Here is a 22927-nt window from a genome sequence, read left to right on the forward strand (position 1 = left end):
TAGGGCCCAGGTCACATACGAAGCCGCTTAGGGCATGAAGGGGAGCCTCGTGAGCGGGCGAATGGCATGGTTTGCCCTGTTTCGTCCCACCTGTTGTGACTACCGGGCGTAGTACGTCACACCTTTGCCAGGAGCTTTTGCCGCCGCTAAGAATTGTTCTCGTTGCTCGGCGCCGCGGTCATTCGGACCACGGCGTTTGTGCTGGAAACACCAGTCTGCCGAAGGCATTCCGGGCGGCATCCGCGCTCTACGAAGAGGTTCCTTAGTCAATGCTCAAGAACACCAACATTCGTGCTCGTGCTCGTGCTCTGACCAAGATCCGTCCGACCAGGACGCAGAAGCTGTCCACCGCCGGCGTGGCCGCCCTCGGCTGCTGCGCGATCGCGCTCAGCGCCGCGCCCAGCCAGGCGCAGACCCCCACGCACCAGGCCCCCGCCCCCGCGGCCGCTCCCGCCGCGGTGCACCAGGCCGCCGCCAAGCCGACCGCCGTCAAGGCGTCCGGCAACAACCTCGACGGCTGGATCCGCCAGTCGCTCGCGATCATGAAGCAGAAGGGCATCCCGGGCTCCTACAGCGGCATCTACCGCAACGTGATGCGTGAGTCCGCGGGCAACCCGGCGGCCATCAACAACTGGGACATCAACGCCCAGAACGGCATCCCCTCCAAGGGCCTGCTCCAGGTGATCGACCCCACGTTCCGCGCCTACCACGTGGCGGGCACCTCGTGGAACATCTACGACCCGGTCGCCAACATCACCGCCGCCTGCAACTACGCCGGCCACCGTTACGGCTCGATGGACAACGTCAACAGCGCGTACTGAGGCAGACGCGGACCTCTTCACGCCAGCAGAAGAACCAAGGGCGGCACCCCTCAACCGGGTGCCGCCCTTCCGCGTCCCCCGAGGAGGACGGCCGACAGCGGCCGCTCGCCCGGGAACCTCAGTGCGGTCGCTCGCATCTAGGTGTTCGGCGAGGCATGCGCGGCGGCATTCGGTCCCGCGGAAGTGATGTCACCCAGGGGGAGGTCTCATGTCGTGGCGGACAGCGGTGGGCTGGACGGTCGGGCTGGTGATGCTGCTGGGTGCCACCGCCTGCGGTCGGAGCGACGACTCCGCGGCCCCCCGGATCGGCGCCTGTGGGACGCCCCAGCTGAGCTGGAGGATGACCGTTCACCCGGGCAAGCCGCACAACACACCGGCGGCGACGCTCAGCGCGGCGCACAAGGGCTCGAAGCCCTGCGCCTTCGACGGGTACCCGGCGCTCAGTGTGTACGTGGGCAAGGGGCCGTCGGCCGACTCCGCACCGAAGAGGTCCATGCCGGTGCATCTGGTACTCGCGCCGGGGCACAGGATCGAGATTCCGGTCTTCTACGACGCGATCGGCTCGCCGTCCGGGGAGTGCGAGGTCTCGGGCGAATACGACCCGCGCGTCGATGTGCGGCCCCCGCACCCCGCCGCCCACGACTACGGCTCCCATGTACAGGTGACCGACACAAAGGGACACCCCGAGCGAGCACAGGTGTGCGACTTCCACATGCTCCTCGGAGCACCCCAACTGCACTGATCCCACACCGCATTTCGCTGGACACATCCACAGCGGTGGCCGTGCGGGCACCCCACCCAAACCTAGCTCCCCTCTGTCATCTCCGTCAGATCCGTGAAATCCGTCAGAGAAGTGATGAGCTCAGCCGTGGCCGCCGGGTCGACGGTCTGATGCAGGTGCTCGCCCGGCAGGTGTGCCACCCGCCAGCCGCGGGTCCGCGCCTCCGCGGCCTGGTGCTCGTAGGGCGGCCCGAACAGTACATACGCGCAAGGGTGGTCGTCCCAGCCGGGCGGTACCGGAATGGATTGCTCGTAGTACGACAGCGGCAGCCGGGGCTGCTCCTCGACGATGGTCCGCCGTATGACCGCATCGGCGAACATGGGCGACACATCGGCCTCGTCCCACCAGTCGGTCCACCGCGGGAGCACCCCGTCGACCGCCAACGGCCGCAGAAAGTCGAGCAGTTCCGGGCCCGCCACGGGGGTCGTGCCGCCGCGGGCGGGCAGCGCCGCGTCCACGAAGACGGAGGCCGCCACCGGGTGAGGCAGTGCCGCCCTCACCGCCGGGACGAACAGCCCCGCGTTGCTGTGCGCCACCAGCACCAGTGGCCGATCCTGCGAAACGTCGGCGACAGCCTCCCGGACAGCCGCCGCCGCGCGTGGCCAGAAAGGTGGCTCGCCCTTCCCCACCTCCAAGAGCGACGGCACCCGGACGGCATGCCCGGCCGCGGTCAGCCGCTCGGCCACGCCGGTCCAGGTGGAAGGCCCTACAGAGGGGCTGTGTATCAGTACGAAAAGCGATTCCACGCAGTACACCTCTCCTCGGTGCCCCAAGGGCCTCTGCTGCTCACTGCCCGGCTGATGCGGTGCGCTCCAGCTCGGCGACCAGCCGGGCGGCCAAGGGCGTGGTCATGCCGTGCCGGTCGGCGGCGCGCAGCAACGCGCCCCCGATGGCGTCCAGTTCCAGGGCGCGGCCGGCCTCGGCATCGCGCTGCATCGAGGACTTCGTCTCCGCGGGGAAGGTGTCGTACATATTCATGACCGCATCCGCGTCCGCCGCTGCGCCACAGGCGCGGGCGACTGCTGTCGCCTCGCCGGTCAGGGTCAGCAGTTCATCCCGGTACCGGGTGCGCAGATCGCCGATCGTGATGCCGTAGCGAGTCGTCAGGAGTGCCATGGGGGCGAGGAATGACATCTTCGTCCAGAGAGCCGTGGTCTCATCCGGCGAGACCCGGGTCTGTACGCCCGCGCCTTCGAGCATGGCCGCCGCCGCCCGGATCCGTTCCGCCGGTGCGGTCGTGCTGGCGAGGTCGATCTGCACGAACGGGCTGCTGTGGGTGATCACGCCAGGCGCCGTACGTGTGGTCTCGACCCGGATCACGCCGGGCACGACCTGCTCGGGCCGGTAGCGCTGCCGCAGCAGCGCGGGGTGTTCCACGCCATTGAGCAGCGGCACCGTCAGGCCGTCGGTCAGCACGTCGGCGGGAACACGCTCCAGCGCCGCGTTCAAGGCGGTCTGCTTGCAGGCGATCAGGCACATGTCGACCGGCTCGGACAGGTGCGTCGTCGCGGTCACCGAAGCGGTGAAGTCACCGAAGTGTCTGCTCCGCACGCTGATGCCCCTGCTGTTCAGCACCTGCACGGTCGACTCGCCGGCCAGGCAGATCACCTCATGACCGGCGCGTGAAAGCAGCGCCGCGAGCAGACCGCCGACACCGCCGGGACCGAGGATGGCGACAGTGCCGGGTCGTGCATCGTTCACGGGTGGTTCCTCGTTTCGAGTGGGGTCGGTCGTCGGTCGTCGGTCTTCGGCTGCGCAGGGCGGCCGGTAGCAGGCTCGAAGCGGTTGCCGGACCAGACACGGCGGCTTCGACGTCGTAGACGGTCAGGACGACGTGGTCGGCCCGGGCCATGAGCGCGCGGGGCCTCCCGGCCCTGAGCCGCGCCCAGGGAGCACGGTCCCGACGGCCGTCATCCGTCGGGGGCGTGGTCACCCAGGCGCGAGCGCACCGCGCTCCACGCGCCAGGGGAGACCAGCCCGCGAACGGACCGCAGCATCCGGTACAGCCCCGGGCCGTACCGGACCGCCAGATCCTCGTTGTGCTCGAACACGTCGAGCTCGTTGGCCGCGGTGATCTCCAGGAAGGCGCGCAGGTCCTCGGTGCACGGCTCGACGTCAAGCTGCGTGAACCGGTCACGGAAAGCCGGTCGGGGGGACGCGCCCAGCCGAGGATAGGTCACGGCCCGATCGCAGCTTCCGTACAAATACACCAGCGCTTCAGCCCGTTCACCGATCATGTCGGCCAGGAACGCGCGATCGGCGAGGCTCATCAGGGACTCGGCGAAGCCGTCGGTCCCGTAGGCCGCATGACACATGCCCGCGAGTTGAACATCGGTATTCGCGCCCCAGCCCGCCAGGCGTTGGCTCACTCGGGCCAGGTGCTCCAGCAGGGTCCCGCCGGGGTGCGGCAGGTCTTCTGCGCCGAGGCTGCGCAGGTACTCCACGACGGCTAAACAATCAACGGATGCGGGTTCATCGAGAATCTCGCTCACGTCACGAGTTATACCCGTGACGTGCGGTCGGCGCAAGGTCGTTGACGGGCGTCCACAGGCCGCTCGGACCGGAGAAGATGTCTCCCAGGGTGAACATCCGCAACAGCGCACCCGGCGCGCCGAAACCGCCCTGCTAAGCGGACTTCGATCCGCCTCGCCAGGCCGGGTTCACCCGGATCTCGATGTCCTCGGACGCCGACTCCCGCACCTCGTCCGGGGTGACGCGCACTCCGAGCCGACGGCCTGTGCCCGCTTCGACGAATGTCAGGGGTGGGCGGCCGTCTTGCAGATGCGTGTCGCCCCACTGCATCAGCGCCAGAAACACCGGCAACAGGTCCTCACCGGCTGCGGTCAGCCGGTACTCCTCCCGGGCTCGGCGGCCCGGCGCCTGATAGGTGACGGTCTCCACGACGTGAGCCGCCTTCAACTGCTTGAGGGCGCGCGACACCGCCGGTGCGGAGACCTCGGCGCGCTCCACGAAGTCGTCGAACCTGGTGGTGCCGTAGAACAACTCACGGACCATCAGGAACACCGTCTTCGTGCTGAGCAGATCCAGCACACGGGCCGCCGAGCACCCGTCACCGATCGACCATCTGCCTCGGTCGCTCAGCCGCTCCTCGAACCTCATCGCCATGCGGCCATCATAGCTAACGCTCCCGTAACTAACGCTTGCGTTACCGAGCTGGGATGTGGTTGCCTCGCTCTGACGAGATCGCTGCTCGGGTTTCGGTGAAGGGGGCGCCGTGGTCGCCGCGGCAGACACGCAATCGTGGCGAACGAGGTCTCGGAGAGGCGCTGGTACGGCGCCGGATCGGCGGAGTCCCTTTCCCCGGTTCCCCGGCGCAATGCGTGAGGAGAGGTAACTGCCGTGCCCATGTGGAATATTCACCACACGCCAGGAGTCTTCGGGGCTGCGGAAAAGCACCGACTGGCCTCGGACATCACGGACCACTACGAGAAGGCCGGGATGCCCCGGTTTTACGTGGTCATCGTGTTCCATGAGGTCCGTCCCGAGGACTTCTACATCGGCGGACAACCGGCCACGCACGGAGTCCGCATCGCCGTCGACCACATCGCCCGACGCAACCCCGATGGAGATGCGCGCCGCAGGACCGCCCAGTGGGTCAAGGGCATGCTGGAACCCCACCTCGCACAACACACGGGTCTGCACTGGGAGTTCCACATCGATGAGACCAGCAGCGATCTCTGGATGATCAACGGGATCGTGCCGCCGCCGCCCCTTTCCGATGCCGAGAGGCGCTGGGTCGAAACAAATTCACCAACCGACTACCAGAGCATCCAGTAACCTGCCACGCAGTGCCATGTGCTTACAACGAGTGGACGACATGCGATGGAGAGCGCAGCCGCGCTGGGCGCGGTGGGTAGCAGCGGTCTATGTCATCGGCTTCCTCGAAGGAGCCGGATCGCACGCCTATGACGTACTCACCGGCGGACTCCACGCGTACGGCAACTGGCCCCTGCCGAGCCAACTCCTCTTCCACGCCCTGCTCGTGCTCGACCTCGTCGCCGCCGTGTGGGTCGTTCTGGCATGGCCGACCGGCCCAGCTCTCTGCTCGACCGTCATGGCAGCGGACCTGACGGCGAACTGGTGGACCAACTGGACGGCCGTCACACGCGATCCGCTCGCCTACCTTCAGCCGGTCGGACTGACACCGATAACGCTGTTCGGACTCTTCGTCTTCGTCACGGCCACCCCGCTCGCCCGGTCATTCCGCCTGATCGACCGCTCCAGCAATTCACCTCGGCCTGTCAGCGGCAGGTACCCGGCCTGAGTTCCACGACCAGGGGACTGCCGGACCCCGGGAGCGGGTGAACGGCCGTGCCAGGCCCGGGCCGGTACGGTCGAGCCCTCGCTGGCGTCACATCACGAGTTATGATCGTGACGTGAGCGTTGAGGCAAGTCGCATCGGGGAGGTCCCCGACGAGGAGCTGCGGTTCACCTTCCGCTCCAACCGCCTGTGCCTGGCCTTCGTCGCGACCGTGGGGGAGCGGTGGCGCGGCAACCATGAGCGGCTGCGCGAACCGGTCGACTTGGAGCGCTGGTACCTCGAAGCCGACCTGCTCGACCAGCCACCCGCGGTCACACGCGCCGGACTGGAGGCAGCACGCGTGCTGCGCGAGGCGATCTACCGCATCGCCCGGGCGCTCATTGCTGGCCACCTGCCGACCGCCGCGGACGAGGCTGCACTCAACGCCGCCGCCGCGTTCCCACCCCTGATCCCGGCCCTGCGCGCCGGAACCAGCAGGCTCACCCTGCCCTCCGCCCGAGCACAGCAGTCCGCCCTCAGCACGGTCGCCCGCGATGCCATCGACTTGTTCGCGAGTACCGCCATTGACCGCATTCGAGAGTGCGCCAGCCCCCAGTGCGGTCTGCTGTTCGTCGACACCAGCCGCCCCGGGCGCCGCCGCTGGTGTTCCAGCACCGCCTGCGGCGGCAAGGCCCGTGCCGCCACCTACCGCCACAGACTCGCCGCATCGAGCGACACGAGTACCCGCCGCGTCGGGATGCCGGAGCGCGACGATGCCTCCAAACACCCCGACCCGAAGCTCTCTTGATGGTCGACGGCGGAAGAACCGGCGGGTTCCAGCGCGACTGGACCAGGACCTTCGGCTGAACCGGACGTGGCAATGCCTGCGCGGAGCGAAGGTGGCCGACCTACCTCTGGTGCAACTCGCTCATGTCATCCCAGACGGTGACGGTCACGTTCTCCAGCTGTGCACGCACACCATCAGCAACGACCTCACCGCGAAGACGGATTCGTACTCATCTGCACGCGACCAGTCGAACGACCGGACAGCGGTCGCCAGTTCCCCCGTCCCACGCCAGACGAACTCGACCTGCCCGGGAGTGATGAGGAGGTCGGTGAGTGCGGGCAGGGAGGCCATCCGGGGCCCGGTCCACGTGCGCGGCTCGCCGCACTCCACGAGGACGGCGGTCATGCCCGCCGCGGCGGCGCCGGCCAGTTCGCCGTCGGTGCCGTCGCCGACGAAGACACAGGCGGCGGGCGGCACGCCGAGCAGGTCGGCGGTGGCCCGGAACAGCTCCGGGTCGGGTTTCATGACACCGGCTTCCGCGGACAGCAGAGCCGCGTCGAAGCGACCCGCGAAGGCGGAGTCCCGCACCATGTCCCGCACGTCCGAGGTGCAGTTGGAGACCAGCGCGGTACGCAGCCCGAGCCGCCGTGCCACCGCCACGGCCTCGACCGCGCCCGGCAGCGGGGTGGCGAAGGCCTCGCCGTGCAGCCGACGGCGGGTCGCCGCCTCCGCAGCCTGGTCCGGGGGCCAGGCGCCGCCCACCTGGTCGCGCAGCCAGTCGAGGTATTCCGCGAACGGACGGGTCTCGCGCACCTCCCTGGTGCGTTTCCACGCGTCGGCCAGCTCCTCCGGACGCTGTCCCAGCGCCTCGGCGGTGGCCTCGAAGGTGCGCCGCTTCAGCTCCTCGGGCAGCGGAACGAGCGTCTTCCACAGATCGAACAGCACGGCGCGGGGGCCGCCCGGCCAGCTCCGGACGGCGGGTTTCTCCCAGCGAGAGTTGTCGATCACGACGTGTGCCCGTGCCTGCGGCGGATGTTCGGCCAGGTAGGCCCGCTGGGCGGGCAGGTACTTCTCGGCGTACTTGGCCATGACCTCCGCGCCCTGGCTGGGCAGGTCGCGCTGCCGGGCCTGCTCCAGGAGGAAGAGTCGGGTATGGACTCTCCAGCCGTCGCCCGGAAGCGGTTCGGCCTGCAACGTCCCCCCATAGGCGGCCGCGCGCTCGCGCATGCCGGGGATGCCGTGACCGGATGGTCTGGCGTCGGCGCCGGGAAGCGGCGGACAGGGGCCGCTGTCGACGACGTCCACGGTGACGGTCTCGGCCGAGCACTGTATCCGGACGTTCCGTGTGTGCCGGCGGGTGTGTGCTTGAGAGTATTGGTCAAGGCTTCCTGTACCAGACGGTAGACGGTCAGTTGTGCGGTGGCGGGAATGTGGGAGTGGCCGCCCTGGACCTCGGCGCGGGTCGGCAGCCCAGCGGCGCACATCTGGTCGGCGAGGGACTCCAGTTGGGCGATGCCGGGCAACGGGTGGCGCTCCGCGTCCGGTTCGTCGGTCCGCAGGATGCCCAACGACCGCCGCATGTCGGTCAGGGCCTGCCGACCCGTCTCGGAGATCTGGAGCATCGCGGTGGTGGCCTTGTCGGGCGACCGATGCTGCGCGAAGACGGCGGCGTCGGTGAGCGCGACCATGACGGACAGGTTGTGGGTGACGATGTCGTGCATCCCCCGGGTGATACGTGTCCTTTCCTCGGCGACGGCCAGTCGTGCCTGCTGGTCCTGCTGTTGCCGCAGGTGCGCCGCCCGTTCCTCCAGGGCCGCGAGATAGGCGCGCGTGGTCCGCACATTCACCCCCAGGACGGCGGCGGCGACGACCATGGCGGTCACTGCGACGAAGGGGGTCAGGAATCCTCCGTCCGTCGCCCAGCGCCGACAGGCCAGTAGGGCCCCGCCTTCCACGACCGCACCGGCGACAAGCGTGCCGCCCCGGCCCGAGTTCGCAGCCCGGCCGTTCACCAGGCGTGCTCGACTGCGACCCCGGGTGCATGCGAGGGCCACCCGGGACGGATGTGGCATCCCGTGCCCCGCTCCGAGGATGGCCGGGTGACCGAAAACGTCACGGGGCTGTCCATGTCCCCGCTGGAACTTGTTGCCCTGCTGAGTGCCGTCGCGCCGGTGGCGGCGCGCTGGCTTCGCCCCGCAGGACGCCCCTACGTCACGATCGCGGCGGCGGCGGTTCTCGTGCTGTCCGCGATCGTGCTGAGTGTGGTGGGGCTCCGCTGGCAGATGCTGCCGGTACTGGCAGGCGCTGCCCTCGCGTTGCCGTTCGCCCTCTCTCCGCTGCTGCGAGGCCGTACCGGTCGGCCGACGTGGCGGGCCCGATGGTGGCCGGCGCTCCCGGGATCGCTGGCCTGCGTCGGCCTGATCGCCACGGGTCCGGTGGCCGCCTGGGCCTTTCCCGTGGAAGCCCACGGTGCCGTCTCCCTGCCTCAACAGCTCGTGATGAGAGCTGGGAGATATCGGGAGTAAGGTCGTGTTTCGACTCGTTGCCCAGGCGGTCACTGACAAGGGCGCCTGCCGGGCATCTGTCCTGGTCAGGCGCCCTCTTCCTGTGCCTAGAAAAAACCCAGCTTCTTCGGCGAGTACGACACCAGGAGGTTCTTCGTCTGCTGGTAGTGCTCCAGCATCATCTTGTGGGTCTCGCGGCCGATGCCCGAACCCTTGTAGCCACCGAAGGCGGCGTGCGCCGGGTAGGCGTGGTAGCAGTTGGTCCAGACCCGGCCCGCCTGGATGGCGCGGCCCGCGCGGTACGCGGTGTTGATGTCCCGCGTCCAAACGCCTGCGCCGAGGCCGTACAGCGTGTCGTTGGCGATCTTGATGGCGTCGTCGAAGTCGTTGAACGACGCTACGGACACCACCGGCCCGAAGATCTCCTCCTGGAAGATCCGCATTCGGTTGTCGCCCTCGAAGATCGTCGGCTGGACGTAGTAGCCGCCCTTCAACTCGCCGTCGTGGTCGATGCGTTCGCCACCGGTGAGAACCTTCGCGCCCTCCTGTCGGCCGATGTCCAGATACGAGAGGATCTTCTCCAGCTGGTCGTTGGAGGCCTGCGCGCCGATCATCGTGTCCGTGTCCAGTGGGTGCCCGGTCCTGATCTGCTCCGTGCGGGCGACGGCGGCCTCCATGAAGTCGGCGTAGTGGCCGCGCTGCACCAGCGCCCGCGACGGGCATGTGCACACCTCGCCCTGGTTGAGCGCGAACATGGTGAAGCCTTCCAGCGCCTTGTCGCGGAAGTCGTCGTTCGCCGACCAGACGTCGTCGAAGAAGATGTTCGGCGACTTGCCGCCCAGCTCCAGGGTCACCGGGATGATGTTCTCGGAGGCGTACTGCATGATGAGCCGCCCTGTCGTGGTCTCGCCCGTGAACGCGACCTTGGCGACGCGCGGACTGGAGGCCAGCGGCTTGCCTGCCTCCACGCCGAAGCCGTTCACAATGTTGACCACCCCCGGCGGCAGCAGGTCGGAGACCAGGCTCAGCCAGTAGTGGATGGACGCCGGGGTCTGCTCCGCCGGTTTGAGGACGACCGCGTTGCCGGCGGCCAGGGCCGGTGCGAGCTTCCATGTGGCCATGAGAATGGGGAAGTTCCAGGGGATGATCTGCGCGACCACGCCCAGCGGCTCGTGGAAGTGATACGCCACCGTGTCGTCGTCGAGCTCGCCCAGCGAACCCTCCTGGCCCCGGATGGCGCCCGCGAAATAGCGGAAGTGGTCGATGGCGAGCGGGATGTCCGCGGCCAGGGTCTCCCGGACAGGTTTGCCGTTCTCCCAGCTCTCGGCCACCGCGAGCTTCTCCAGGTTGGCCTCCATCCGGTCGGCGATCTTCCGGAGGACGTCGGAACGCTCGGTCACCGACGTACGGCCCCAGGCGGGCGCTGCGGCGTGTGCCGCGTCCAACGCGCGCTCCACGTCCTCGACGGTCCCCCGGGCGACCTCCGTGAACGGCTGCCCGTTGACCGGAGTCGGATTCTCGAAGTACTGGCCGCGCGCCGGCGGCACGTACTCGCCGCCGATGAAGTGGTCGTAGCGTGCCTGGTAGGAGACGATCGAGCCCTCGGCTCCGGGCGCTGCGTAACGGGTCATACGGGTCTGCCTCCCGGGAAGGCGCTGCCCGCCATTGGGCAGCTCTCGGCGCGAGGCTAGGGGTAAGGACGTTGCACCTACGTTGCGCCCCGCCGGAGGGGGTGCCGGGGCCGGGGCCGGGGCTGGAGCCGTTGCCGGATCCGTCGTGCCCTTGTACTCCCTTGGTCGCCGCCCCCGGCACCCGGCGGCATGGAGAAGCGAGACCGCGGCTCAGCGCGAAGTCGCGGGACCGGGGCGTATCCGCTCCACCGGCGCCGTCAGTTCGGCTTCCAACTCGTCGAGACGTGCCCGCACGGCCGCCGTGGGCCGCACCGCCGCCAGGGCCTGCCAGACGTCGAGATCGTCCTCTCCCCATGAGGAGAGAGCCCAGTTCCCCAGCAGATCGGGGTCGCGGCGGACGATGAGTGCCCTCCGCAGCCCGTCGGCCAGCCTGCGGCGGAGCAGGGTGACCGCCGGTGCCGAGGAACCGGGCAGCAGCGGTCCCGAGTACGCCGCAGCGGCCTCCGACAACGCTCCCGTCGCCAACCGGCGCTCCACGACCGCGACATCGGATTCGACCGGCGCCGTCAGCCGATAGGGGCGCGAGGCCAGCAGACCGGGCCCGAGTATCCGCCGCAGCCGGGCCAGCTCGGCGCGCAGGGTCACGGGGGTCACCGACTCGTCCTCGTACAGCGCGCACAGCAGCTCGTCCCCGCTCAGCCCCTCCGGATGCCGGGCCAGCAGCACCACGATCTCGCTGTGCCGACGGCTGAGCCGGATATGCCGTCCGCGGGCGCGGAACCTCGCCTCGTCGCGGCCCAGTGCGGTCAGCTCCAGCGTGTCCGCCGGAGCCGGGGGCGGCGAGAGGAGCGCCAACTGGGACTCGGCCGCCCGTGCCACCGCCTGGACGAAACCCAGACTGTGCGGGTGCGCGAGTCTGTCCCCGCCGGTGATGTCCAGCGCACCGAGCACCCTGCCCGTACGCGGATCGTGCACCGGTGCCGCCGCGCAGGTCCACGGCTGGACCCGTCGGCTGAAGTGCTCGGCTGCGAACACCTGCACCGGCCGGTCCACCGCCACCGCGGTCCCCGGTGCGTTCGTTCCCACGGCCGACTCCGCCCAGCGTGCTCCCGGCACGAAGTTCATCCGGGCCGCCCGCCGCCGACTCGCCGGGTCGCCCTCCACCCAGAGCAGCCGACCCTGCGCATCGCACACCGCCAGCAGATGTTCGGCCTCCGAGGCGAACGGGCCCATCAACTCGCGGATCAAGGGCATCACGCGTGCCAGGGGGTGTTCCGCCCGGTAGGAGCCGAGGTCGCCGTCCGTCAGCTCCACATGCGCCGTGCCGTCCGGCCCCACGCCCGCACGGGCCGAACGCCGCCAGGAATCGGCCACCACGGGACGAACCCTCCGTGCGACCGTGCCCGCCGCCGTGAACGTCTCGTGGGCGCGGCGCAGCTCCCGCACCCGCTCGACGGGATCGGCCCCCGGCTCCAGGGCCACCCAGGCATCGGTCAAGGGGGCCTCCCGGGACGGCGACGGGGTCGGGGACATCGTCACTCCGGGCGGCGGCGGCGACAACCGTCTCGACGGGCATCCACCCGAATGAGACCGGAGGCGCTCCGAAGGAGACCTGAGGCGCTCTGGCTGACACCGGAAGTACTTCAGCTGAGACCGCAAGCGCTCCGGCTGAGACCGGAAGCGCTCCGGCGAGGCCGTGCTCCTGCCCGCGCACTGTCCCGGCCCCGGGAGCCGCCTTCCGGGTCAGGCGAGGTTCACAAGTCCGATGTAGCGCGTCCAGTCCCAGTCCGGCCCCGGATCGGTGTGGTCCGTGCCGGGGACCTCGTAGTGGCCGATGATGTGGTCCCGGTCCTTCGGGATGCCGTACCGGGTGCAGACGGCCGCTGTGAGCCGGGCCGATGCCTGGTAGAGGGCGTCCGTGAAGTAGCCGGGCCGTTCCACCCATCCCTCGTGCTCGATACCGATACTGCGTGTGTTGTAGTCCCAATTGCCCGCGTGCCAGGCGATGTCGCGTTCGCGGACGCACTGCGCGACATACCCGTCCGCCGACCGGACGACGTAGTGCGCCGAGACCCTCTTCTGCGGGTTCCTGAAGATGTTGAGGGTGGTGGTGTACGACGCCTGGGTCACATGGATGACGACGAAGTCCAGCGGTTGACTCCCGGGCCGTTCGGCAGGCGTGTAGTTCGCGGGGTCCGCCGAGAGCCAGGCGGCAAACGGGTGGTCGACGGTGCGGGGCCGCGCGTCGGCCGGAGCCGACGGGAGCAGCGCATAGGGGACCGCGGCGAGGGCCGCACCCTTCAAGAGCCCCCGTCTGCCGATGAAGGAGGTGGGTCGTCGGGACTCGGCTTGTTCCACGGAGAGGACGCCCTTCCGTCGTTGGATGTGCGGAATATGCGGATCGTGCATCCCGGGTGGTCGACGCTTTCGCGCACCCGTCGTTTCGTGTGACAGCGCCCGGGCACGGACCTCGCGTCGTGACGCCGAGGATTCCCGTCGTGCCCGGCGCGACCCGGCTGCCGCGAGTGCGGTCGCCGACGTCGGCGTGAACCGTGACGCTCCTCATGTGAATCCCCCGTTCCACTCATACGCGGCCGCCGCCCGGCGGTTGCGTCGTATGTGCGTCACGTTACGGCGCCGAACGGTCGCGCAGTGGGAGCGAGGCGTCGTCCGTGGACAACGGCGAAACTGTGGACAACTCCGCCACCCGATGGGGGGAAGACGAGCCGGTCGAGCCCGGAGCGACAGCGACTCCGGCGGCCCCTCAGTTCTGTCCGGCCACCGCGGCCGGATCGTCGAGCACCGCCCGCACCACCGAGTGCGCGGCGCCGAGGAGCGGTCCCTCGGAGCCCAGCCGGGAGACGGTCACGGTGCAGGCGGGGCCCGCCAGGCGGCGTGCCAGTTCCTCTTCCAGCGATGTCAGCAGCCAGGGCGCGAGCGCTGCCAGTGCACCGCCGAGCACCACGGCCTGCGGATCCAGCAGATTCACCGCCCCGGTCAGCGCGATGCCGAGTGCGGTCCCGGCGTCACTCAGGGCGCGGAGTACATCGGGGTCACCGTGTGCGGCCCGCTCGGCGAGCTGTTCCACGCGGTCCCTGCCCGGCGGCAGTCCTGCCTCGCGCAGCACCGCCTCCTCACCCGCGTACTGCTCCAGGCAGCCGCGCCCGCCGCACGCGCAGACCGGCCCTTCCGGACGCACGGGTACATGTCCCAGCTCGCCCGCGAATCCGCGGGCGCCCCGCAGCAGTTGCCCGTCCACGACGACGGCGCCGCCGATGCCGATCTCCGCCGAGACATGCAGGAAGTCGCGCGGTGTGTCGTCGCCGAGCCACAGTTCCGCCAGTGAGCCGAAGTTGGCCTCGTTGTCCGCGGTCACGGGCAGGTCGGACGGCAGAAGCGAACCCAGATCGACGTCGTGCCAGCCGAGGTTGGGGGCGCGGACCACGGTCCGGCCGTCGCGCGCCACCAGGCCCGGCACTGCGACCGCCAGACCTGCGGGCCGCAGCCCTTCCCCCTCCACCTCGGCGACGACCTGCGCTATCAGGCCGCTCAGTTCCGTGAGGACCGGCTGCGGGGCGCGCCCCCGATGCGTGCCGTGTCGCACCGCCCGGGCGCGTATGACTCCGCGCAGGTCGACCGCGCACACCGCGAGGTGATCCACGCCGATCTCGGCTCCGATCCCCACCGGGCCCCCGCTGCTGACGGCCAGAGCGGAACCCGGTCGTCCCACCCGGCCGGGGCGCTCCGGACCCAACTCGTCGAGCAGCCCCGACCGGATCAGCTCGTCGACCAGCGTGGATACCGCCGCCCGGGTCAGTCCGATCCGTGAGGCGACCGCCGCGCGCGACAGGGGCCCCTCGGCGCTCACCGTGTGCATGACGCGCGCCAGATTGCGCCGGCGCATGCCCTGCTGGTTGTCGGGCAGTCGACGGCCCGGACCGGCCGGACGGGGTTCGTGCAGCGGTGCGGCCATGCCTCCTCGAATCCCGTCAGTAACGGTCCGGCTCCCGCTCCAGCAGCGGGGCCGCGTCGGAGAGTACCCCGGAGATCCTGGTCAGGGCCGCCTCGTCCCGCTCCACCGCCTCCAGGACCGGTCCGCGCGCGGTGTCCCAGCGCCGCGCGACGGCGGCCGGGTCCTCACCGGTCAGCAGTCCGGCGGCCTGGGCCGCGGCACCCAGCGCGACGAGTTCCCTGGCCTCGGGCACCTGTACGGGACGGCCGGACAGCCGCCGTACCGTCTCCTGCCAGGCCCTTCCCTGCGCGCCCCCTCCGATGAGCAGCAGCGGAGCCGTGCGGTCCGCGTCCGCGTCGAGCACCAGGTCGAGTGCGCCGAGCAGCGAGTGCACCGCTCCGTCGTAGGCGGCCTGCAACAGCTGCTCCGCGGTCGTGTCATGGCGCAGTCCATGGAGCACGCCCGAGGCATGTGGGAGATCCGGGGTGCGCTCGCCGTCCAGATAGGGGAGCAGCGTCACTTCCGTCCCCGGCGCGACGGCCTCGCGGTCCAGACTCAGCAGGGTCGCGATCCGGTCGACTGCGAGCGTGCAGTTCAGGGTGCAGGCCAGCGGCAGCCAGTCTCCGTGCGCATCGGCGAAGCCCGCCACGGTGCCGGTAGGGTCCGCGGGCCTCCGCCTGGAGACGGCGTACACCGTGCCGGAGGTGCCGAGGCTCAGCACGGCGGTCCCGGGCCGCAGCCCGAGCCCCAGGGCGGCCGCGGCATTGTCACCGGTACCCGAGGCGACCAGGGTGCCCTTGGAGAAGGGCAGGTCGTGGGTATCGCGCGCAGTGCCGGCCACTTCGCCAGGCCGCACCACACGCGGCAGCAGGGCGGCGTCGAGGTCCGCGAGAGCGAGGATCTCCTCGTCGTACGACTCGGTTGCGGACGCCCACCAGCCGGTGCCGGAGGCGTCGCCGCGGTCGGTTGTGCCCTCACCGGTCAGACGCTCGGTCAGGTAGTCATGAGGCAGCCGCACGGCCGCTGTTGCGCGGGCGGCGTCCGGCTCATGCTCGGCCAGCCACGCCCACTTCGTGACCGTGAAGGACGGGCCGGGCACGCTTCCCGTGCGTTCCGCCCAGGCCTTGGGGCCGCCCAGTTCGTCGATCAGCCGACGGGCCTGCGGCGCAGAACGTACGTCGTTCCACAGGAGCGCCGGACGCACCGGGTCACCGTGCGCGTCGAGCGTGACCAGACCGTGCTGCTGGCCGCCGATCGACACCGCGGCGGCCTCGTGGGCCGCTTCGCCGCACTGCTGCAAGGCCTCGCACAGGGCGTCCCACCACCGGCGGGGGTCGCTCTCGCGGCCCGCTCCGGAGGAGACGGTGTGCGGCGCCTGGCCGCTCGCCACCACCTGCCCGGTCGACACATCGACAACCAGCACCTTGGTGGACTGGGTGGACGAGTCCACCCCGACGACGAGCGGACCATCGGCTGCTGACATCGGGCTCTCCCTCTTCCGCCTCTTCTGCGGCTGCGCGGTCCGGCCTGACGGCAGGGCGTGCCGGGACCGTCGCGGCCCGTGGCCGGCCTCCGGGCCACCGTACGCAGTCCCCATGCGGGTGCGCAGCGTCTCTTCCCAGGGACGCCCTCGCATACTAATTTGTTAAGCGCCATGACGAAATAGTCCGAGCGCGTAAGGAGCCACGGCATGAGCTACCAGCCCACCCCCGAGGACAAATTCACCTTTGGCCTGTGGACCGTCGGCTGGCAGGGCAGGGACCCGTTCGGCGACGCCACCCGACGCGCCCTGGACCCGGTCGAGACAGTGCGGCGCCTGGCGGAGCTCGGGGCCCACGGCGTGACCTTCCACGACGACGACCTCATCCCCTTCGGATCCTCGGACAGCGAGCGGGAGGGCCGTATCAAGCGCTTCCGTGAGGCGCTCGATGCGACCGGGATGACCGTGCCGATGGCCACCACCAACCTCTTCACCCACCCTGTCTTCAAGGACGGCGCCTTCACCGCCAACGATCGGGACGTCCGCCGCTACGCGCTGCGCAAGACCATCCGCAACATCGATCTCGCGGCGGAACTGGGCGCCAGGACCTATGTCGCCTGGGGCGGCCGGGAGGGCGCCGAGTCCGGAGCGGCCAAGGACGTGCGCGTCGCACTCGACCGTATGAAGGAGGCCTTCGACCTCCTCGGCGAGTACGTCATCTCCCAGGGGTACGACCTGCGCTTTGCCATCGAGCCCAAGCCGAACGAGCCGCGCGGCGACATCCTGCTCCCGACAGTCGGCCACGCGCTCGCCTTCATCGAGCGTCTGGAGCGCCCGGAGCTGTACGGCGTCAACCCCGAGGTGGGGCACGAGCAGATGGCCGGGCTCAACTTCCCGCACGGCATTGCCCAGGCCCTGTGGGCCGGAAAGCTCTTCCACATCGATCTCAACGGTCAGTCGGGGATCAAGTACGACCAGGATCTGCGCTTCGGGGCGGGCGATCTGCGGGCCGCCTTCTGGCTGGTCGACCTGCTGGAACACGCCGGGTACAGCGGTCCGCGCCACTTCGACTTCAAGCCGCCGCGGACCGAGGACCTCGATGGTGTGTGGGCGTCGGCAGCCGGTTGCATGCGCAACTATCTGATCCTGAAGGATCGTGCGGCCGCCTTCCGTGCGGACCCGGCGGTCCAGGAGGCCCTGCGCGCGTCCCGGCTGAACCAGCTGGCCCAGCCCACCGCCGCGGACGGGCTGGAAGCACTGCTCGCGGACCGGGGCGCCTTCGAGGAGTTCGACGTGGAGGCGGCCGCCGCCCGCGGAATGGCGTTCGAGTGCCTGGATCAGCTGGCCATGGATCACCTGCTCGGCGCTCGCGGCTGATCGCCCGAAGGCTCAGGGACACGTCAGGGGCGCCGTCAGGGTCGACTCAGGGTCACCGACCGGAACCGTCCGGGGGACGCACCCGTTCTCCTAGCAGAGAGCGGCAGTGGCCGCGAAGGAGGCGACACATGTCGAATAACGCGAAGATCGCCGCCGGGGGAGCGCTGGTCGGGCTTCTCCTGCTCATCTGGCTGCCCTGGTGGGCCGCACTCCTGATCATCCTGGGAGTTCCTGCGGCCGCGTACCTGACCCTCGACCCGTCCCAGCGCCGCAGGCTGCGCCGGGTGAGGCGCAAGGAAATAGGTCGCTGAGGAGTCTGCGTTCCGGCGCGCTCTGCTCGGCCTTCGCGCTGCGCCCACCTCCGAACTGCTCCGGCGCCGCGTACTGTGACGTGCGGCCCGGGCTGGTTCGGTGGCGGGCTTCCCCTGCGGCCTCCCTGCGCCCGCCTCAGACGGGGCGGACCGCGAGTTTGTCCAGGGCTTCGAGCAGTCCGGGCAGCTGGGAGCCGCGGCCCACGGGAAGGATTTCGCCGGGTTTCTCGTCGAGCAGCACAAACGCGATGTCGTCGGTCCTGGCCACCATGGACCAGCCGGGGCCGTCGGCGCGTACGGTGCGGGCATCGTTCGGCGCGAACGAGGAGCGGATACGGCCCGGCGGCGGGGGAGTGTCCACATAGGCGTGGGCCTCCGCGAGGACACGGCGCAGGTCGGTGTGGCCCTTCTCGCCACCGCGGCCCCCGTCTACCTCCGCCTCTTGCACGGCTGCTTCCCCGTCGTCTGCGGATGCGAAGAAGTCATCGCCGAGCTGCCGGCGCCATACGGTCCACTGGAGCGCGATCTCGTCCGCCCCGAGGCGCCGTTGCGCCGGGCCCCAGGTGGTGGTGTCCGGGGGAGCGAGCGGCTCGCGGCCGGTGAGCGCGGGATCGGGGTCGTGCGGTGCGGGCAGCCCCGGTGCCGCGACGGCCACGGCGAGCGGCCAGCCCGGCAGGGCGGCGACGACGGTCCGTTCGTCCGGCGACAACTCGTACTCCATGCCGCAGTCCCAGGACGCGATCGCGACGGCCACCAGCGACACATCGTCGATGACCGCCGTCCAACGTGCGCCGTCGCCGTCCTGCCCGAGCACCAGGCCGTACCCGTCGGCCAGGGGTGTCAGGTCGAGCGCCGCACAGGCGGCCGGATAGTCGTCGCCCAGCACGCTCGGGAACTGCGCCGGCGTCATCAGGGCCGCCGTCAGCACATACAGCGCGTCGTCCCCGGCGGCGACGGCGTCCTCGTCCGTCCCGGCCATGCCACCCTCCCTGTGCGTTGATCCGTCGGCGCACCCTAATGCGCCCGTGAGCCGGTTGTCACGAGTGTGAAGCGCATGAGGAAGTGCAGTTCTCCGGCTGGACCGGGGCGAATCCACCGATCAAGCCCCGGCCCAGGACGGAGCCTGGCCGTGGCGGTCCGGGGCTGCCGTCGACGGCGGTTCGGCGCGGCCTCATGCACGGCCGCCCCGGCGCCGCTCGCCGGCGCCGCGTGGTCCGGGCTCGGGTTTGTACTGGGTTCAACTGGGGTTCAATCGGCGCGTACGGCCAGGGCGAGAAAGCGGGCGTCCTCGTCGATGTACGACGTCATGCGCCACCCGGAATCCGCCAGCAGCGGACGGAGATTGGACTCCGCACGCAGGTCGTCCGGAGTGATCTTCCGGCCTTGGCGGGCCGCGAGAGCCGCCCGGCCGATCGGATGGAAGAGGGCCAGCAGACCGCCGGGCCGGACCACACGGGCCAGTTCCCGCAGGTTCTGCGCCGGGGCGGGAAGGTGGGCGATCAGCCCTGCTGCGAACACCGCGTCCAGGCAGTCCGTACCCAGCGGCAGCGCGGCCACGTCGGCGAGCACCAGGTGCCCGTCGCCGTTCCGCCCTGCCCGTACTGCTGCCTCCAGCATCGCCGGGGTGAGGTCGATTCCCACGACCACGCCCGACGGCCCCACGGCCGTGCGCAGGGGCGGCAGGGCCCGGCCCGTGCCGCACCCGGCGTCGAGCACACGGTCACCCTCGCGCAGTCCGAGGGCGTCGACGGCTGCGGCGTATGCCGGGCCGTCGTCAGGAAACTTGGAGTCCCAGTGGGCGGCTCGCGCGGTGAAGAATTCCCGGACATGGGTGTGGTCGTCGGTCATGGTCCGCATGATTCCCCACCGGGAGGTCCGGAGCGCGCGCGAGGGACATGCCGATCCGCTGGTGGATCATGCCGGGCGGACGCGCACCGCCCGGCTGCTCGACTCCGTGAGCTGACAGGCCTACTCGGCCACGGCCGAGTAGGCCAGCACCTTCTCGACTCGGATCCGGACGAGGAGTTCCCCCGGCACCCCATTGCGGGCACCGAATTCCTCGGCCCGTTCCTCGCCCATATAACGACCACCGATCCGGGTCGCCCACTGCCGCACGTCGTCGAGGTTCTCCGACAACTCGGCCCGCCCCTGCAACACGACGAAGCCGTAAGGGGAGCGGTCGTCGTCCACGCAGAGGGCAACACGACTGTCCCTGGCGAGATTTCGCCCCTTCACCGTCTCCTTTCCGGTGTTGAAGACCACATCGTCGCCGTCCAGCAGGAACCAGATCGGTGCCACATGGGGACTGCCGTCGGCGCGGACCGTGGAAAGCTTCCCCGTGCGCGTGCCGTGCGAGACAAAAGCCCGCCACTGTTCGTCGGTCATCTTCTGTGCCATACGTCCATCCTGCTTGCCGCGAGCGCTGCTGTGGTGAAGGCTGGCTGACCGGAACCTCCGGCCAGGGAGAACGACATCACGGGGAGAGAGGACCATGGCTCAGAACACCGGACTCGGCTGGCTCCTGGACGATCTGACCGGGCGTGTGGAACAGATACGGCACGCGCTGGTGCTGTCCAATGACGGACTGGTGACCGGCGCGAGCACCGGACTGCGACGCGAGGACGCCGAACACCTGGCCGCCGTGTCATCAGGGCTGCACAGCCTGGCCAAGGGGTCGGGCCGTCACTTCGGGGCGGGTCAGGTCCGTCAGACCATGATCGAGTTCGATGACGCAATCCTGTTCGTGACGGCGGCGGGCCCGGGAAGCTGTCTCTGCGTGCTCAGCGCCGCCGAGGCCGACATCGGACAGATCGCCTACGAGATGACGCTGCTGGTGAACCGGGTCGGCGAGCACCTCGCCGTGGCCGAGCGGCAGCGGGACCGCACACCGCCCAGCGATCTCTGACCGAGCGGCGACGCGGCCTCCAGCAGACAAGGTGCCGACGCTTTCCGTCTCTTTGGGCATGGCGTGTGAGCTGCGGAAATGAGCAGTGGGCGGAGTTATCCACAGGCTCTCACCGAGATTCGGCGATCCGGCTACGGTTTTTCCCGACGCGGACGCACACGGTGTCCGCGAGAGAACCCACGGGGAGACACCGCCATGTCCGTCGACACGACCACGACCACTTCCGCCGCTCCCACCGACACCCGAAGGGGCCGTGCTTCCCGCGGGACCCTGCCGGTGCCGACCGGTGCGGCCCGCGAACCACACTTTGGGCGGGGCGGGTTGGACCCCACGGGGCGGCTCGGACGCGCGTGGACCGTTCCGGACGAAGGAGGAGGGAGCCGCCCACGCTCGGCGAGCGGCTGTGTGTGGGCGGAAGGCGGGTTTCCCGACGCCCTGCGCGAAGGCGACGAGGCCGTGGGCACCGGGGACGGCGCGGCCTTGATGGGAGTGACACCGGGGAAGTTCACCCGGTTCGCCCGCCTGGGCCTGGTGAGCCCCGTGGCGTGGTACGTGAACCGCTACCGGGTGGTGGTCTGGCTGTATCTCACCGAAGAGGTACGGCAGTTCGCCACTGCGGAAGAGAACGCCCTGCTGCTGACCGGCCGTACACCGGAGGCGCTGCGCGGCTTGCTGGAAGCGGGAGTGGACCTCCGGCCCCGCAACTGGCGCGGGCGCCACATCGGACTTGCCCTGCGCCAGGAGGAAGACCCCTGGGTGAAGGCCGCTGTCCTGGCTTCCCCACTGGATCCGGCCCGGATCACCGAGGTCGTCCGCGATCCGCACGAGCGCGTGCATCTGGAGCACCTCAAGCCCGTCACCCGATGGCTGCCGACACCCGGCTCACCCACGGCATCGATCGCGGCGCGGATCATCATGGCGCAGGACCCCGACGAGATCGACTGGCTCCGGGCCGAGTTGGCGCAGACCCTCATCGAAGCCCGTCGGCATTGCCCCGCCCCAGGGGCGCACCACGCACGGCCGACCCTGCCCGCCTGCTCCCGCCCGGCCTCCGGCGAGGGCGGGTCGAGTTCCCCGGGCCGCCGCCTGCGGCCGGGGTTCAGCGTCCCGGCTGGAACCGTCGTGCCCCGGAGGAGGCACGCTCGAACGAGTGCGTGGTCGGCCCCGGCCTCATGCGGCGCGGCAGCCGCACCGGGCACGGACACCCGGAGGACGCCGTGAGCCACCCATGACATCACCGCTCCAGTCGGCGGAACAGTCCCTCCTGGACGACGGACACGAGTAGGCGTCCCTCCACGTCATAGATACGGCCCCGGGCCAGGCCCCGGCCGCCCACTGCGATCGGGGACTCCTGGTCGTACAGGAACCACTCGTCCGCACGGAACGGCCGATGGAACCACATGGCGTGATCCAGCGAGGCCATGTCGAAGCCGCGCGGCCCCCACAGAGGCTCGACGGGGATACGGACGGCGTCCAGCAGCGTCATGTCGCTGGCGTAGGTGAGCGCGCAGGTGTGCACGAGGGGGTCGCCCCCCAGCGGCCCCACGGCGCGCATCCATACGGCGCTGCGCGGCTCGGCATCCTTGGTCTCCTCCGGGGTCCAGCGCAGCCGGTCCACATAGCGGATGTCGAACGGCTGACGCCGGGCCATCCGCTCCAGCGCCTCGGGCAGCGCGCCCAGGTGCTCTTTCACCTCCTGCGCCACCGTCGGCAGCGACTCCGGGTCCGGAACGGTGCGGGCCGGCGGCAACTGGTGCTCGAAGCCCCCCTTTTCAGGCTTGTGGAAGGAGGCGGTCAGATTGAAGATCGTGCGGCCCTGCTGCACGGCCGTGACCCGGCGGGTCGTGAAGGACCTCCCGTCACGGATTCGTTCGACCTGGTACACGATGGGCACCCCCGGGATGCCCGGACGCAGAAAGTACGCGTGCAGGGAGTGCACCGGACGCTCGCCGTCCGTCGTGCGGCCCGCCGCGACCAGCGCCTGGCCGGCCACCTGGCCGCCGAAGACCCGTTGCAGTGACTCCTGCGGGCTGCGGCCCCGGAAAATGTTGACCTCGATCTGCTCCAGGTCGAGCAGATCGACGAGCTTCTCGGCCGGGTTCGTCATGAGTGGGCCT

Annotated in this window: 24 protein-coding genes and 1 pseudogene; 10 read left to right on the plus strand and 15 right to left on the minus strand. The window is 70.1% G+C overall.

The window, feature by feature from the left end; translation table 11 throughout:
- Positions 1 to 269: 269 nt before the first annotated feature.
- Complete coding sequence (locus tag ACIHAA_RS04510; RefSeq protein WP_399812957.1) at positions 270 to 821, plus strand: transglycosylase SLT domain-containing protein; 552 nt, start codon at positions 270 to 272, stop codon at positions 819 to 821.
- A 208-nt stretch (positions 822 to 1029) separates the two neighbouring features.
- Positions 1030 to 1563, plus strand: coding sequence for a DUF4232 domain-containing protein (locus ACIHAA_RS04515; protein WP_399812959.1), 534 nt, complete (start codon positions 1030 to 1032; stop codon positions 1561 to 1563).
- 62 nt (positions 1564 to 1625) lie between these two features.
- On the opposite strand, the gene ACIHAA_RS04520 is transcribed toward ACIHAA_RS04515, so the two are convergent.
- The 4 genes from ACIHAA_RS04520 to ACIHAA_RS04535 form a co-directional block, all read right to left on the minus strand.
- Positions 1626 to 2144 (minus strand): alpha/beta hydrolase, encoded by a 519-nt coding sequence (locus tag ACIHAA_RS04520; protein ID WP_399812961.1) that lies wholly within the window; start codon positions 2142 to 2144, stop codon positions 1626 to 1628.
- Positions 2145 to 2388: 244 nt separating this feature from the next.
- A complete protein-coding gene (locus ACIHAA_RS04525) occupies positions 2389 to 3303 on the minus strand; it encodes a ketopantoate reductase family protein (protein WP_399812964.1) in 915 nt (304 codons plus the stop codon).
- A 209-nt stretch (positions 3304 to 3512) separates the two neighbouring features.
- Positions 3513 to 4094, minus strand: a complete 582-nt coding sequence (locus ACIHAA_RS04530; RefSeq protein WP_399812967.1) for a DUF6817 domain-containing protein — start codon at positions 4092 to 4094, stop codon at positions 3513 to 3515.
- Between the two features lie 133 nt (positions 4095 to 4227).
- Positions 4228 to 4728 (minus strand): winged helix-turn-helix transcriptional regulator, encoded by a 501-nt coding sequence (locus ACIHAA_RS04535; RefSeq protein ID WP_399812970.1) that lies wholly within the window; start codon positions 4726 to 4728, stop codon positions 4228 to 4230.
- A gap of 240 nt (positions 4729 to 4968) precedes the next feature.
- Between ACIHAA_RS04535 and ACIHAA_RS04540 the strand changes: the two genes are divergently transcribed.
- The 3 genes from ACIHAA_RS04540 to ACIHAA_RS04550 all read left to right on the plus strand — a co-directional run bounded on the left by ACIHAA_RS04540 (position 4969) and on the right by ACIHAA_RS04550 (position 6671).
- Positions 4969 to 5400, plus strand: coding sequence for a tautomerase family protein (locus ACIHAA_RS04540; protein WP_399813724.1), 432 nt, complete (start codon positions 4969 to 4971; stop codon positions 5398 to 5400).
- Positions 5401 to 5440: 40 nt separating this feature from the next.
- The gene (locus ACIHAA_RS04545) at positions 5441 to 5887 is read left to right on the plus strand and encodes a hypothetical protein (protein WP_399812973.1); all 447 of its coding nucleotides are present in this window, start codon (positions 5441 to 5443) and stop codon (positions 5885 to 5887) included.
- Positions 5888 to 5999: 112 nt separating this feature from the next.
- Entirely contained in the window at positions 6000 to 6671 is a 672-nt protein-coding gene (locus ACIHAA_RS04550) for a CGNR zinc finger domain-containing protein (RefSeq protein WP_399812975.1), read from the plus strand.
- Between the two features lie 144 nt (positions 6672 to 6815).
- On the opposite strand, the gene ACIHAA_RS04555 is transcribed toward ACIHAA_RS04550, so the two are convergent.
- Together ACIHAA_RS04555 and ACIHAA_RS04560 are read right to left on the minus strand one after the other, a co-directional pair.
- Positions 6816 to 7877 carry an HAD-IA family hydrolase gene (locus ACIHAA_RS04555; RefSeq protein ID WP_399812977.1) on the minus strand — a complete coding sequence of 354 codons (1062 nt, stop codon included), beginning with the start codon at positions 7875 to 7877 and terminating at the stop codon, positions 6816 to 6818.
- Positions 7878 to 8257: 380 nt separating this feature from the next.
- A pseudogene (locus ACIHAA_RS04560) lies at positions 8258 to 8722 on the minus strand (histidine kinase); the annotation flags it as partial.
- Positions 8723 to 8749: 27 nt separating this feature from the next.
- On the opposite strand from ACIHAA_RS04560, the gene ACIHAA_RS04565 reads away from it, so the two are divergent.
- A complete protein-coding gene (locus ACIHAA_RS04565) occupies positions 8750 to 9175 on the plus strand; it encodes a hypothetical protein (protein ID WP_399812980.1) in 426 nt (141 codons plus the stop codon).
- Between the two features lie 86 nt (positions 9176 to 9261).
- Here ACIHAA_RS04565 and ACIHAA_RS04570 read toward each other — a convergent pair whose 3' ends face one another.
- The 5 genes from ACIHAA_RS04570 to xylB form a co-directional block, all read right to left on the minus strand.
- Positions 9262 to 10785, minus strand: a complete 1524-nt coding sequence (locus ACIHAA_RS04570) for an aldehyde dehydrogenase family protein (protein WP_399812982.1) — start codon at positions 10783 to 10785, stop codon at positions 9262 to 9264.
- Between the two features lie 210 nt (positions 10786 to 10995).
- On the minus strand, positions 10996 to 12318 hold the full coding sequence (locus ACIHAA_RS04575) for a GAF domain-containing protein (RefSeq protein ID WP_399812985.1): 1323 nt from the start codon (positions 12316 to 12318) through the stop codon (positions 10996 to 10998).
- A gap of 210 nt (positions 12319 to 12528) precedes the next feature.
- Positions 12529 to 13089, minus strand: a complete 561-nt coding sequence (locus tag ACIHAA_RS04580; RefSeq protein ID WP_399812988.1) for an N-acetylmuramoyl-L-alanine amidase — start codon at positions 13087 to 13089, stop codon at positions 12529 to 12531.
- 460 nt (positions 13090 to 13549) lie between these two features.
- On the minus strand, positions 13550 to 14758 hold the full coding sequence (locus ACIHAA_RS04585; protein ID WP_399812990.1) for an ROK family protein: 1209 nt from the start codon (positions 14756 to 14758) through the stop codon (positions 13550 to 13552).
- 16 nt (positions 14759 to 14774) lie between these two features.
- The gene (xylB, locus tag ACIHAA_RS04590) at positions 14775 to 16220 is read right to left on the minus strand and encodes a xylulokinase (RefSeq protein WP_399812993.1); all 1446 of its coding nucleotides are present in this window, start codon (positions 16218 to 16220) and stop codon (positions 14775 to 14777) included.
- A gap of 207 nt (positions 16221 to 16427) precedes the next feature.
- Here xylB and xylA point away from each other — a divergent pair, with 207 nt between their 5' ends.
- Together xylA and ACIHAA_RS04600 are read left to right on the plus strand one after the other, a co-directional pair.
- A complete protein-coding gene (gene xylA, locus ACIHAA_RS04595; protein WP_399812996.1) occupies positions 16428 to 17594 on the plus strand; it encodes a xylose isomerase in 1167 nt (388 codons plus the stop codon).
- 128 nt (positions 17595 to 17722) lie between these two features.
- A complete protein-coding gene (locus ACIHAA_RS04600; protein WP_399812999.1) occupies positions 17723 to 17905 on the plus strand; it encodes a hypothetical protein in 183 nt (60 codons plus the stop codon).
- 136 nt (positions 17906 to 18041) lie between these two features.
- Here ACIHAA_RS04600 and ACIHAA_RS04605 read toward each other — a convergent pair whose 3' ends face one another.
- The 3 genes from ACIHAA_RS04605 to ACIHAA_RS04615 form a co-directional block, all read right to left on the minus strand.
- On the minus strand, positions 18042 to 18884 hold the full coding sequence (locus ACIHAA_RS04605) for a hypothetical protein (protein ID WP_399813001.1): 843 nt from the start codon (positions 18882 to 18884) through the stop codon (positions 18042 to 18044).
- A gap of 269 nt (positions 18885 to 19153) precedes the next feature.
- Positions 19154 to 19753, minus strand: coding sequence for a class I SAM-dependent methyltransferase (locus tag ACIHAA_RS04610; protein ID WP_399813003.1), 600 nt, complete (start codon positions 19751 to 19753; stop codon positions 19154 to 19156).
- Positions 19754 to 19873: 120 nt separating this feature from the next.
- Positions 19874 to 20302, minus strand: a complete 429-nt coding sequence (locus ACIHAA_RS04615; RefSeq protein ID WP_399813006.1) for a PPOX class F420-dependent oxidoreductase — start codon at positions 20300 to 20302, stop codon at positions 19874 to 19876.
- Between the two features lie 94 nt (positions 20303 to 20396).
- On the opposite strand from ACIHAA_RS04615, the gene ACIHAA_RS04620 reads away from it, so the two are divergent.
- A complete protein-coding gene (locus tag ACIHAA_RS04620) occupies positions 20397 to 20810 on the plus strand; it encodes a roadblock/LC7 domain-containing protein (protein WP_399813008.1) in 414 nt (137 codons plus the stop codon).
- A gap of 195 nt (positions 20811 to 21005) precedes the next feature.
- Positions 21006 to 22031, plus strand: coding sequence for a DUF6397 family protein (locus tag ACIHAA_RS04625; RefSeq protein WP_399813010.1), 1026 nt, complete (start codon positions 21006 to 21008; stop codon positions 22029 to 22031).
- 13 nt (positions 22032 to 22044) lie between these two features.
- On the opposite strand, the gene ACIHAA_RS04630 is transcribed toward ACIHAA_RS04625, so the two are convergent.
- Positions 22045 to 22917 carry an acyl-CoA thioesterase gene (locus tag ACIHAA_RS04630; protein WP_399813013.1) on the minus strand — a complete coding sequence of 291 codons (873 nt, stop codon included), beginning with the start codon at positions 22915 to 22917 and terminating at the stop codon, positions 22045 to 22047.
- Between the last annotated feature and the right edge of the window lie 10 nt (positions 22918 to 22927).

It is taken from the genome of Streptomyces sp. NPDC052040, assembly GCF_044548405.1.
GTDB lineage: Bacteria > Actinomycetota > Actinomycetes > Streptomycetales > Streptomycetaceae > Streptomyces.